Raw genomic sequence first — 12,111 nt, 5'->3', positions numbered from 1 at the left:
CCAGATGGCCTCCATCCTGCTGGCCGGGTTCATGCCCGCCCTGGCCGGAGCCATCGTGCTGTGGACCGGCGGCACGGACGTGGTGGTGGCCATCATCATCGCCACCACCGCCATCGCGATGCTCTCGATCTCCTTCGCCCCGGAGACCAAGGACCTCGACCTCGCCACCATCGGGCAGACGGCACGGTAATCACCCACGCACCGCACTCCTGAGGCAGGCCTTCTGGACGGAGGCCCGCCTCAGCGGTGTCCACGTCTCCCCCACCCAGGTCGAACACGCGCAACCCCGCTCCCCTGCTCCGCAGTTGCTCGGCGGTGGCGGGCATGTCCTGCACCGATCTCCCCGGGCAGTTCGACACCGTAACCACCGGAATCTCGTGCTCCGGCCATCCGGTACTTTCTCGGGCGATGCGGGACACACTGGTGCATACGTATACACTGGGCCGTGACAGGGGTCACTTCTGGAAACACGTCGTGGCGTAGGGACCGAGCGCGATCGACGCGCCCACGGTGGCGCACCTTGATGCGGCCACCGGCCCGTCCACCACGCGCGGTCCAGAAGTGCTCACCGTATCGATGCGAGGAACTCGACAGAACCTATGACTGCAGAACAGCATGCCGCCGTGCGGCATGAGGCCCGGGTGGATGACGACGGCGGGGCCCCGGCGAAGTGGAAGATCGTGGGACCGGGCCTGGTGGTCGCGGCCACCGGCGTGGGTGCCGCCGACATGGTGGCCACCCTGGTGGCCGGCTCCCGGTACGGCTATGCCCTCTTCTGGGCGGTGATCGTGGGGGTGGTCCTCAAGATCATCCTGGTCGAGGGCGCCGGGCGCTTCACCCTGGCCACCGGCAAGACCATCTTCGAAGGCTGGCGCTCTCTGGGGCGGTGGACGAGCTGGTACTTCGGCCCCTACATCATGATCTGGGGCTTCGTCTACGGAGCCACCGCGATGTCCTCGGCAGCACTGCCGCTGGCCGCCCTGTTCCCGGTGCTGCCGCTGTGGGCCTGGGCCATCATGATGGGCCTGCTGGGGTTCGTCATGGTCTGGTTCGGCAAGTACGCCACGTTCGAGAAGATCACCGCCGCCCTGGTCGCGCTGATGTTCGTCACCGTCGTGGGCCTGGCCGTCCTGGCCACGCCCAACCTCCCGGAGATGGCCAAGGGCCTGATTCCGCTGATCCCCGACGGCGGGGTGCTCTACACCCTGGCCCTGGCCGGGGGCGTCGGGGGCACCATCACCCTGGCCGCCTACGGCTACTGGCTGCGGGAGAAGGGCTGGTACACGCCCAAGTGGATGCGGGTGATGCGCATCGACAACTCCATGGCTTACGTGATGACCGGCATCTTCGTGCTGGCGATGCTCATCGTGGGCGCCGAGGTGGTCCGCACCGCCGGGGTCGCCCTGAGCTCCGGCGACGAGGGGCTGCTGGATCTGTCCACCGTGCTGCGCGCGGAGTACGGCGATGTGGTCGGCATCGGCTTCCTCGTCGGCTTCTGGGCGGCGTCCTTCTCCTCGATCATCGGGGTGTGGAACGGCGTGTCGCTGATGTTCGCCGACTTCTGGGGCAATGTGCGCGGCAAGGGCTCCGGGCACCCCGACACCCGGGTTGGAGGCAAGTACTTCCGCTTCTACGTGCTGTGGCTGACGTTCCCGCCCATGATCCTCTTCGCCCTGGGCCAGCCCATCGGCCTGATCCTGGCCTACGGGGTGCTGGGTTCGCTGTTCATGCCCTTCATCGCTCTGACCCTGCTGGGCCTGCTCAACGGCAAGCGGATCCCCAAGGAGTGGTCCAACAGGGCCCACACCAACATCGCCATGGGCATCACCGCGCTGCTGTTCGGGGTGCTGGGAATCCAGCAGCTGGTGAAGGCGGTCGCGCCGCTATTCGGCGCCTGACCGACGGTTGCCCGCGGGCACACGCACACGCCCGCTCGCACCCACGTCCTCCGACGGTGTTCGACCTCACCCACCGGCGGTGGCCACAAGGCCCCGGGTCCTGCACGGGCCCGGGGCGCTGCGATAGCGGGGCGTTGGCACGTTCCCGATCTGACACATCCCGGTCAGCAGGGTGTTGTAGGCGCGATGGTCCGTTCCCAGACGATGACCCCTGACGGGGTGCGCATCCCGATGCCGGCGTTTGGGTAGCCCTTGTCCGTCGGGCTCAGGGTCCCGGTCGCGGCAACCGGGCACAGGGCTCCCAGGCAGTGGGTGCGCGCAGCCGTGATGTCGTGGACCAGGCCCGGCTCCACCAGGGAGATGCACAGCGGCAACCCGGTGGGATCATCGTGTTTCCTGGACCTCACCGAAACGCTTGTGCTGGCCCGAATACCACCGGTGCTTGCCGTTGTCCCCGCGTTCGGCCGGACGGTCGGTGGTGATCACTGTCCCGCCCAGGTTCAGCAAGGGCAATCCGTCCTCCTGCACCCGGGTCAGAGCCTCGTGCAGCTCCGGAGCCTGGGGAGCCAGCACGTCGATGCCCTCGTGCAGATACCGGTAGCCCGTGACCTGCGACAGGCAGCAAGCCACGGCCAAAGCCCCCACGCGAGCGCTGTCGCGGTACCAGCGCAGGACGTGCGTCGCCTGAGTGCAGACCGACCCGGCCCGCTGGTGCGACCGGAATGTCGTGCGTCCTGCAGTGGCGGTGCAGCAGACCGGTCAACACGTCCAGGGTTTCGATCGGCACGAAAGCAGATGGCTCCAGTCGACGAACACGCAGGGTGCTTGCGGCGGATGGTCCTCGCGGTCGAGAACCAGTTCTCCCGCTAGGGCCCTGTGCCATGCCACCTTGCGCTGCTCTGCCCGTCACCGCGCCTCTCACCGCCGCACCGGCGGGAAACCTCATAGAATCGAAGCGGATGTCCGCCCGTGGACCTACGCGCTTGATCCTGCGCCCATGCTCGATCCCCGACGACCGGAGCTTCTCGTGCGCCGAGCTACTACCGCCCTGCTTTCTCTTTCCGCTCTGGCGCTGACCGGCTGCGGGCCGACGGCCACCGACATCCAGGCAGTGGTCAACGGCCCCGCCAAGACCTACGACGACGCCGTGGCGCTGCGCGAGGACGTCGTCGATACCGGTGTCGAGTGCCCGGGCACGGATCAGCTGTCAGCGCCGGCCGATCCGGAGACCACCTTCCTGGACTGCACCAACGGCCTCATGGGGATGGCAGTCGCCGGTTCCGAAGAGAGCATGGAGGGCTTCCTGAACACCCTCGGCAGTAGGGGAAGGATCCCTTTCCTGCACGCGCAGAACTGGGTCATCATCTCGCCCGATGAAGCGTCGCTGCAGCAGCTGCAGAACGAGCTCGGGGGAACGATCGTCTCCAATCCCTGACCCCGCACGGTTCCAGCGGGCCTCCACAGACATGGGGAGGTGGAGCGTGACGAGGTGATACTGCAGACGCCCACGCAGAAGGGGAACACCGTCAAGGGGCTGGCAATCGGAATCTGGAGCGCACGCCTCAAGGCCAAAAATCCGGGGTCCGCGCGGACTGATCACGATGGTTCTCTGCGCAGCCACCAGCAGCGGGAGTTCGACACCCTCCGGAGCCGCCGGTGGCAAGAGGGTGTGACGATATTGACTCGGGTCGGCGGCAGGATTGGCACCATGGACCCATGACTGGACCCCAGGACCCCACGCTGCGCTCCGTCGCGCTGACCCGCACCGCCACCGGCCGCTACACCGCCCGCAACACCGCCGGGGCCGAGATCGACTTCGGCCAGGGCGAGGACCTGCTCTCACCGGTGGAGCTGCTGCTGGCCGCCATCGCCGGGTGCTCCTCCATCGACGTGGACACCGTCACCTCCCGCAGCTGTGAACCCTCGCAGTTCCGGGTCGAGGCCACCGGGCACAAGATCATCGAGGACAGCGGCGCGAACCGCCTGGAGAACCTGCACCTGTCCTACCACCTCTCCTTCCCCGACGACGCGGGCGGGCGCAAGGCCGCCGGGATCGTCGAGCGCGTCCTCGCTCTCTCCCACGACAAGTACTGCACGGTCTCACGGACGGTGGAGCACGGCACCGCCGTCGGCCACGACGTCAGCATCGACCTCGACGGCACCGCCGACGACGCCCGGTAGCCGCCCGGACAGATGCGGCAAGGCACACATCGGACCCGGTTCGCCGCCCGGCATCACGCCCAGAGGGGCTGCCTGCAGCCGATACGAGCACGTTCCCACCGGAGCGACGGGGATTGAGCAGATCCACGACCGGACACAAACTGGGATTCTTGACGTTGTCCGCAACGCACATCAGCGGGGCCCCTCGTCTGCTCGTTCATGCTCATAAGGGGCACAAAAGGTTCGTGGGTGAGCGATGGGCGTATGGAGAGGGCGCTGACGCCCGGACTCGAGGTCCATACGCACGCTCAGATGGACGACATGGGCAGTTCGCGGATCCGCCGGTACAGGGCGGCCCTCGACATGCCGAGGTCGCGGGCGACCTGGGTGGCTGGCTCCCCGGGATCGATTGAATGCAGCGCGTTCCTGGTCTGGGAGTCGGTGAAGGTGGGACGTCACCCGCCCAGGTCCTTGCCACCCGCCTGGCGCTTGGCCACCGAGTCGGTGATCCGCTCGCGCGTGACCTCCACCTCCATCTGCGCCAGGGTCGCCATCACGGTGAGGACCACTGAGCCCATCGGGGTGCCAGTATCCACGTCCCCCCTCCCCCCACCGGGGTTCAGTACCCGTAACCTGGCACCTCTGCCCCGCAGCGCTTCAGCGGAGGCCAGCATGTTCTGCATCGACCGCCGGGACCCGCAGAGAAACCTCAACTGCAGCACGGTGCGCCCTTGATGGGCCCTCTGTGAAGCGGAGGGGAAGAGGCCGCTCCTGGCTCCCATGTCCAGGGTCAATCAGCAGCTGTTCCGGCGCTGAAGGTGTGGTGGGGCCCTTAACCTCGGGGCGCGGTGGCGTGGTTCAGGCTGCCTCGTCCGGGCTCAGGCGGCGGTACCGGCCCTGGAAGTACAGGAGGGGTTCATGCACCTGCCGGGCGGCCGGGCTCATCTCGGTGACCTGGCCCAGGACGATGAGGTGGTCGCCGGCGTCGTGCTTGGTCCAGATCTGGCAGTCGAGCCACATGAGGGTGTCCTCCAGCACCGGGGTGCCCGCCCGGGTCGGGCTCCATCGGATGTCCGCCCACTTGTCGGCGCCCTTGCGGGCGAACTGGTTCGAGACCCCCTGCTGGCGGTGCGAGAGGACGTTGACCGCGAACCTCCTGGTCCGCCGGATCCGGGGATAGGTGGTGGAGGTCTTCATGACGCTGAAGGAGATCAGCGGGGGCGCGGTGGAGACGCTGTAGAAGGACTGGCAGGTGAACCCGATCGGGCCCTGTTCGTCGAGGCCGGTGATGACCGTGATCCCGGAGGCGTAGAGCCCCAGGGCGTCCCGGAAGGCCCTCGGGTCGATGTCCTGCCGGTGGGTGGATGTGCTCATGGCCGGGGTCACCGGGTGAGGTCCGTGAGCCGGGGGTCCAGTCCGTACTGGGCGGGGGCGCCGAGGTGCCCGCGCAGGGTGGAGCCCTCGTAGTCGTGGTGGTAGAGCCCGCGCTCTTGTAGGAGGGGCACGACCTCGTCGACGAAGGTGTCGATCCCGTCCTCGTAGACGTCGATGGAGACCCAGAAGCCGTCGGCCGCCCCGGCCTCGAACCATTCCTGCAGGTGGTCGGCGGTCACCGAGGCCGGGCCCACCGGTGTCGGGTGGTAGTCGATGACCCCGTGGGCGAGGATGTCGCGGAGGGTCCACCCTTCCCGGGCGACCTCCAGGGCCCGCGGGGAGCGGGGATCGAAGGGGCTGGGGCGGGCGGCCGCCAGCTGGGCGGGGCTCAGGGGCTGGTCCAGCTGGTCGACGTCCAGCTCCAGTCCCAGCATGGAGCCCAGGTACGGGACACGGGCCGGGAAGATGTGCTCGCCCAGGGCCACACGGCGGTCCAGGGCGGCGCGCTTGGTGGGGCCGATGGCCGGCATCACCCCGGCGAAGAACTTCACCTCCTCGGGGTCGCGCCCAGCCCGAACCGCCGCCTCGCGGATCGCCTCACGCTGGGCGCGCGCGTCCTCGATGGTGAACACCGCACCGATGACCGCGCTGGCGTAGCGCCCGGCCAGTTCCAGCCCGTAGTCCCCGCCGCCGGCGGAGAAGATCACCGGCTGCCCCTGCTCCGAGGACGGAATGGCCAACGGCCCCCGGGAGGCGACGTGCTCACCGTGGAGGTTGATCGCCTGGATCTTCCCCGGGTCGGCGAACCGCCCGGTGCTCGTGTCCTTGACCCAGGCGTCGCGCTGCCAGCTGCCCCACAGCGCCTGGGTGATCTGGATCATCTCGTGGGCGCGCTGGTAGCGCTGCGGGCGGGCGGCGATCTGCCGGCCGAAGTTGGCGGCCGATGCGGGATCGCTGGTGGTCACCGCGTTCCACCCGGCACGCCCGTGGCTCATCACGTCCAAGGCCTTGAACTGCCGGGCGAGGTTGTAGGGCTCGTTGAAGGTCGTCGACCCGGTGGCCACCAGGCCGATGCGCTGGGTTGCCCGGGCGATCGCCGCCAGCGTCATCATGGGTTCGAGGGTGAGCTGGGGTGACTCGCGCTCCACGTCCGTCTGCAGGGCCAGGAAGTCGGGCGGGAACAGGAACGCGAACTTGCCGCGTTCGGCGGCCTGGGCGTAGCGGACCTGGGCGTCGAAGTCGGTGTAGTTGGACGGGTCCACCCCGGGCGCCCGCCAGGCGGCCGGCTGGGAACCGTAGCCGTTGCCGAGCTGCATGCCCAGGATCATCTGCGAATTCGTCACGGTCTCTTCTCCTCCGGCCGTCGCCGGGCCTTCTAAATCGGTGGGGTGCCACTGTCGGAGCAGCATCGGATGGACGCCGGTCCGGCAGGTGCCACCGCGTACAGGGATGAGGGGCGGGTGCTTCAGAAGGTGCGCTCGGCCACCCGCACCCGCTGGGCTCCTTCCAGTGCGGAGGTCAACGTGGCGGCGGCGACGGGGGCGGACGCAGCCTCGAGCATCTGCTCCGCGGGGGTGGCGGGGTCAGCAAGGTAGAGCCGGGTGTAGGCGGCGGCCTCGGGCTCGAACCGCCAGCCCTCGGACAGGGCGCCGGCGTTGACGGTGTCGAACCCGAGCCGGTCGGCCAGCCCCGCCACCTGGGCCTTGGCTGCGGCGTCGTTGCCCGCCATCGGCAGGGCGGTGCGGTCCGGCGCCCCGGCCGGGCGGGCCAGGGCGGGGATGTGGTGGGCGAGGATGTTGCTGAACGCCTTGACCAGCCGGGCTCCGGCGACGTGGCGCTGGACGAGCTCGCTGGTGGTGAGCTCCTCTGCGTCGAGGACGGGGATGCGCCCGTCGCGGAACGGGTAGTAGTTGCTGGTGTCGACCACGGTGTTGCCTTCCAGCGCTTCCGCCGGGATCGCGGTTGCCGCGGTCAGCGGCACGGACAGCACCACGATCTCCCCGGCGTCGGCGGCCTGCTCGACGGTGCCCGCGGTGGCCAGCGGTCCCAACTCGGCGACGAGATCGGTGAGGGTTTCGGGGCCGCGGGAGTTGGCGATGACGACCGGGATGCCGGCCGCTGTTGCCAGGCGCGCGATGGCCGCGCCGATGTTGCCGCTGCCGATGATGCCAAGGGTGGACATGACAAGTTCTCAATCTGGGATAGGTGGGATGGATGAAGCGGGGTCGGCGCCCGCTCGGGCGTCCGTCCCGCAGTGGGCAGTTCACGACACCCCGCGAGCAGGGCTCCATCGCCGGCTCAGCAGTCGTTGCCGCCTCGTCCTGCGGAGCGCCGTGCTCGGCACGAGGGGTTGCGTCGGCATTCTCGTGGTCGTCGGTGCAGATCAGGTCGCCGGGGCGTCCCCGGCCTGGGGTGTGGCCCAGCCGGAACGGACCATGTCTCGCATCGCCTGGGCCGAGGCCTCATCGGACATCGCGGCCCCGCGCACCCAGGCCGTGGCCAGGGCCGCCAGGAACAGGTCCCGCCCGCGCACCCACGGCCGGGCCGTGCCCTCGCGCTGGGCGGCGGCGAGGAACTCGTCGGTGGTCGTGATGAAGCCCTGACAGGTGATCGCCAGCGGGGAGGATTCCTCAGACAGTGCCGCCCGCAAGGGGTCGGGCAGCCCGTCGAAAGCGGTCACCCACTCCCCCAGCGCCTCCAGCCACTGCTCGAGGGCGGCCGCCGAGTCGGTCTCCTCCCGGATAGCCCGGTGCCGGGCCTCCAGGTCCTCGTTGCGGGCCTGCAAGAGAGCCGCCAGCAGCGCGTCCCGGTTGGGGAAGTGCCGGTAGAGGGTCCCGGCCCCCACACCGGCGCGCTTGGCCAGCGCGTCCAGGGACCCGGTGATGCCGGCCTCGGCGAAGAACTCCTCGGCGACTTCCAGGATGCGCGTGCGGTTGCGCCGGGCATCGGTGCGCGGCCGACGCGTGCCGGTCCCTGCCTCGGTCATGGTCCTGCTCCTCTCATTGACAAAGTGGAGACTATCTCCGCATAGTCGTCCATGGCAAGCGGAGAACTTCTCCATTTTACTGCCATGGGGGCATCCCCTGTTGGGATACACACCCCCTCTGGCATGCCGTCGACCACAGGGGCCCGGTCCGCACCGGTCCACGTCGAGGCTGACCCCACCGCACCAGAAAGAGAGCACCCCTCATGACCACCCCACAGGTCTCGATCGACCCACAACCCGATACCGGCCCCCACGTGCCGGCCGCTGCGCCGGTCACGGGTTCGGCCGAGAAGCTGGCCCCCGGTGACGGCCTGGCCCTGGGGCTGCTAATGGCCTCGACGTTCATCGTGCTGCTGAACGAGATGCTGCTGGGTGTTGCGCTACCCACCCTCATCGAGGAGCTGGCGATCACCGCGACGACCGGGCAGTGGCTGACCACCGGCTACCTGCTCACCCTCGCCGTCCTGATCCCGGCCACCGGCTTCGTGATGCGCAAGTTCCCCCTGCGCACGATCTTCCTGACCGCGATGTCACTCTTCGCACTGGGGACGGCGCTCGCCGCTCTCGCCCCTGGCTTCGGGCTCCTGTTCACCGGCCGGATCATCCAGGCTGTCGGCACCGCGGTCTTCCTGCCGCTGCTGATGGCCACGACCATGCGCCTGGTCCCCTCCAGCCGCCAGGGCCGGATGATGGCGCTGGTCGTGATCGTCTCCTCCGCCGCACCGGCGCTGGGCCCGGCGGTCTCGGGCCTGGTGCTGTCGCAGCTGAGCTGGCGGTGGTTGTTCCTCCTGATGGTGCCGATCGCCCTGGCTGGGCTGGTGCTGGGTGCGGTGAAGCTGCGCAACATCACCACCCCGGAACCGGTCACCCTCGATGTGCTCTCCCTCGTCCTCTCGGCGGTGGGGTTCGGTGCCCTGGTCTATGGGCTGGCCACCATCGGGGAGGCCACCTCGGGCCACACGCCCATCCCCCCGCACCTGCCGATCCTCGTGGGCGTGCTCGGCATGGCCGCCTTCGTCCTGCGGCAGCGGGCGCTTCAGCGCACCGACGGCGCACTCCTGGACGTGCGGATCTTCGCCGTCAGGGCGTTCACGGTGCCGCTGGTGGTGATGCTGGCTTTGACCATGACGGCCTTCGGCACGGGAGTCGTCTTCCCGCTGCTGCTGAGCAGTGTCAGCGGGTTGGGCACCTTGCAGATCGGGCTGTTCCTCGTGCCCGGCGGTGTCACGATCGCGGTGGTCTCGGCCATCGGCGGGCGTCTCTACGACCGGCTCGGCCCCCGGCCCCTGGCGATCCCCGGGGCACTCGTCGTCGCCGGATCCCTGTGGTTCCTCAGCCGCCTCGACTCCGGCACGGCCGTGCCCACCCTGCTCATCGCCTACATCACCATGATCATCGGGCAGGCGCTGATGTGGAGCCCGCTGACCACGGCCGCGCTGTCGGCGCTGCCCGCCCACCTCTACCCCCACGGTAGCGCGGCGCTCGGCACCATCCAGCAGCTCGGTGGCGCGGCCGGCACCGCGGTCCTCGTCTCCGCCTACACCCTGGGATCCACCGCACACGGCACCGGTTCCCTGGATGCCGCCCAGGCCGTCCCCGCCCAGGCCGCCTTCACCGCCGCGGCCGTCATCGCCTCCGTCTCGGCCCTCGCCACCCTGCTCGTCCGCCGACCTGGGGCGACGGGCCCCCATACCCCTGGAACGCCGGCTCCCGAGACCCCTGGATCGGTGGCCTGACTCATCCCCCAGCTGCCGTCGGGAACCTCCGGAGATGCGTATCGAACCGAGTTCCGATCGCCTGGCCGCGCACGGGACCGAACAAGAGCTCCCGCACAGCACTCACCAAAGGCCCCGTCACCGCACGGCCCTTGGTGTGAAACCCACACGGGATGCATCGCTGATCGGCACGCTCAGGCCATTGGCGCCGGAGTCCCCGGATGCGCCGGTACAGGGTCGCCCGCGACATGCCCAGGTCGCGGGCGACTGGGTCGCCGGCTCCCCACCCTCGATCAGCCGGAGGGCATTGCGGATCCGGGAGTCGGTGAAGGTCTGACGGCGGCCGCCGAGGTCCTTGCCGGCGGCCGCCGTTCGGCCACCGCGTCCGTGATCCGCTCCCGCTTGATCTCCAGCTCCATCTGCGCCAGGGCAGCCATGACCGTGAAGACCATCGGCCCCATCGGGGTGGCGGTGTCCACGTCTCCCCCACCGAGGGTCAGCACCCGCGACCCCGCGCCCTGCCCCGCGGCTGCTCGGCGAAGACCACCATGTTCAGCGTCGACCGACCCACCTTCGAAGGCGGACGACCATGTCGCCGGCGTCGTGGTAGCGCGATAAGACGACACGCCAAGCTGACGGTGATGCCCCTCCCCTGACGGCCGCGGGGCTGCCGTGGCATCGTCTGCGGTCCGGGCCTTCTCCTCTTCGGTCGATGTCTGTGGTCGCCGCCGGCCACTGGCCCACTTGCCCCGCAGGGGATCCGGAACGGGCCGCCCGACACGCCGAAGACGACGCACCCCGGGTGTGGCGAGCACCCGCCACCCCAGAGGAGAGCTGCACGTGGCCCTGCCGCCCACCCCGACCGTGCTCCCGCTTCCCGAAACCGTGGAGCGATACTCGGAGCTCTGCCGGCAGACGACGCCGATCCGCAGCTGAGCACCCGGATGGTCGCCTCCTACAACGAGGCCCCTCCTACTCCGGCCCGCAGATCGACGACCGAGAAGTCCTGGCGGACGGGCCGCTCGGGCCGCAGTTCCTGCGCCTGCGGACCTACGCCAGGCCCGATCGTCGGTCACCGTTCGCAGTGGACTTCTTCGCGTACCCGCTCAGGTCGGTCAACGGCGCACCCGATAGCGCAGGTGAAGCACCCGGTGGCCCAGAGTCACCACGTCGGGATCCTCCAACAGGTGCGGTGCGTGGACCGACCCGAAATAGCGCTTGCCGGACCCGAACACGACGGGTACGACGTCCATGCGCACCTCGTCGACCAGGCCCGCGGCAAACACCTGGCCACCGACGTCGCCGGCGGCTATCTCGACGATGCGGTGACCTGCAAGCTCCTGCGCCTTGGCCACGGCTGCCTCAGAGCCATCGACGAAGTGGAACGGCGCCTCGGGGTCCCACCCCTCGGGCGCCGGCCGGTGGGTCACAACAACCACGTGGTCGACTCCGCCCGGAGGCTTTCCGCCCCAGCCGTCCGTCAGGTCGAAGACGTGGCGGCCGACAACCGTTGCCCCGATCTGATCCCAGTACGGCCTGATGTAGTCGTAGGACTCTTGCGACACTTTCAACGCGCCGCTCTCGTCCAACGGCACGTCACCGCCGAGCAACCAGTCGAACAGCGGCCCAGGCTGGTCGTTCTCGTCGGCGATGAAGCCGTCCACCGACACCGAGCCGTACATGACCACCGTTCCCACAAGCTCTCCTCCGCTTTGGGGTTGGCCCCGACCCAGCGTGCCGTCAGCCGTCGCTCTGGTACGAAATCTACCGGCCGGCAACGGCCAGCTGTCCAGCACATGGCCGAGATGTCCGCGCAGGCACCTCTAGTGGGACGCCCTCACTGGCGTGGCGTCTCGGTGACCGCATCAACATTGCCGGCGTCGCTTGTCGGCCATGTGATCAGCTCCTCGAGGAAGGTGATGCCGCCCTCGAGGAGCTGACGGATCACGTCCCGACCGCGCTTGTCCCCGGATTCTTG

11 protein-coding genes and 3 pseudogenes are annotated in these 12,111 nt (G+C 69.2%); 5 read left to right on the top strand and 9 right to left on the bottom strand.

Features of this window, described 5'->3' with window-relative positions; all coding sequences use genetic code 11:
* Window positions 1–190: hypothetical protein (locus M3185_RS15725; protein ID WP_251334616.1), on the top strand; the 190-nt coding region annotated here is incomplete at its 5' end.
* A 52-nt stretch (window positions 191–242) separates the two neighbouring features.
* Here M3185_RS15725 and M3185_RS17565 read toward each other — a convergent pair.
* Window positions 243–347: pseudogene (locus M3185_RS17565) on the bottom strand (recombinase family protein); the annotation flags it as partial.
* 252 nt (window positions 348–599) lie between these two features.
* Between M3185_RS17565 and M3185_RS15715 the strand changes: the two are divergent.
* Window positions 600–1,898, top strand: coding sequence for an Nramp family divalent metal transporter (locus M3185_RS15715; protein ID WP_251334615.1), 1,299 nt, complete (start codon window positions 600–602; stop codon window positions 1,896–1,898).
* Window positions 1,899–2,282: 384 nt separating this feature from the next.
* Here M3185_RS15715 and M3185_RS15710 read toward each other — a convergent pair whose 3' ends face one another.
* Entirely contained in the window at window positions 2,283–2,543 is a 261-nt protein-coding gene (locus M3185_RS15710; RefSeq protein WP_251334614.1) for a hypothetical protein, read from the bottom strand.
* A gap of 352 nt (window positions 2,544–2,895) precedes the next feature.
* Here M3185_RS15710 and M3185_RS15705 point away from each other — a divergent pair, with 352 nt between their 5' ends.
* Both M3185_RS15705 and M3185_RS15700 read left to right on the top strand, forming a co-directional pair.
* The gene (locus M3185_RS15705) at window positions 2,896–3,333 is read left to right on the top strand and encodes a hypothetical protein (RefSeq protein WP_251334613.1); all 438 of its coding nucleotides are present in this window, start codon (window positions 2,896–2,898) and stop codon (window positions 3,331–3,333) included.
* 281 nt (window positions 3,334–3,614) lie between these two features.
* A complete protein-coding gene (locus M3185_RS15700) occupies window positions 3,615–4,079 on the top strand; it encodes an OsmC family protein (RefSeq protein ID WP_251334612.1) in 465 nt (154 codons plus the stop codon).
* Between the two features lie 287 nt (window positions 4,080–4,366).
* Here M3185_RS15700 and M3185_RS15695 read toward each other — a convergent pair.
* From M3185_RS15695 to M3185_RS15675, 5 genes and pseudogenes are all read right to left on the bottom strand, one after another.
* Window positions 4,367–4,747, bottom strand: a pseudogene (locus M3185_RS15695) (recombinase family protein); the annotation flags it as partial.
* A gap of 169 nt (window positions 4,748–4,916) precedes the next feature.
* A complete protein-coding gene (locus tag M3185_RS15690) occupies window positions 4,917–5,432 on the bottom strand; it encodes a flavin reductase family protein (protein WP_251334611.1) in 516 nt (171 codons plus the stop codon).
* An 8-nt stretch (window positions 5,433–5,440) separates the two neighbouring features.
* Window positions 5,441–6,775 carry an NtaA/DmoA family FMN-dependent monooxygenase gene (locus M3185_RS15685; protein ID WP_251334610.1) on the bottom strand — a complete coding sequence of 445 codons (1,335 nt, stop codon included), beginning with the start codon at window positions 6,773–6,775 and terminating at the stop codon, window positions 5,441–5,443.
* A gap of 122 nt (window positions 6,776–6,897) precedes the next feature.
* Entirely contained in the window at window positions 6,898–7,614 is a 717-nt protein-coding gene (locus M3185_RS15680; RefSeq protein WP_251334609.1) for an NADPH-dependent F420 reductase, read from the bottom strand.
* Between the two features lie 201 nt (window positions 7,615–7,815).
* The gene (locus tag M3185_RS15675) at window positions 7,816–8,418 is read right to left on the bottom strand and encodes a TetR/AcrR family transcriptional regulator (RefSeq protein WP_251334608.1); all 603 of its coding nucleotides are present in this window, start codon (window positions 8,416–8,418) and stop codon (window positions 7,816–7,818) included.
* A 203-nt stretch (window positions 8,419–8,621) separates the two neighbouring features.
* Here M3185_RS15675 and M3185_RS15670 point away from each other — a divergent pair, with 203 nt between their 5' ends.
* Window positions 8,622–10,154 carry a DHA2 family efflux MFS transporter permease subunit gene (locus M3185_RS15670; protein ID WP_251334607.1) on the top strand — a complete coding sequence of 511 codons (1,533 nt, stop codon included), beginning with the start codon at window positions 8,622–8,624 and terminating at the stop codon, window positions 10,152–10,154.
* A 190-nt stretch (window positions 10,155–10,344) separates the two neighbouring features.
* On the opposite strand, the pseudogene M3185_RS15665 reads toward M3185_RS15670, so the two are convergent.
* A pseudogene (locus tag M3185_RS15665) lies at window positions 10,345–10,707 on the bottom strand (recombinase family protein); the annotation flags it as partial.
* Between the two features lie 541 nt (window positions 10,708–11,248).
* On the bottom strand, window positions 11,249–11,830 hold the full coding sequence (locus tag M3185_RS15660) for a dihydrofolate reductase family protein (protein WP_251334606.1): 582 nt from the start codon (window positions 11,828–11,830) through the stop codon (window positions 11,249–11,251).
* Between the last annotated feature and the right edge of the window lie 281 nt (window positions 11,831–12,111).

Source organism: Kocuria rosea, from assembly GCF_023715525.1.
Taxonomy (GTDB): domain Bacteria; phylum Actinomycetota; class Actinomycetes; order Actinomycetales; family Micrococcaceae; genus Kocuria; species Kocuria rosea_A.
The sequence above is the reverse complement of the archived record's forward strand: the minus strand, read 5'-3'. Positions and strand labels throughout refer to the sequence as shown.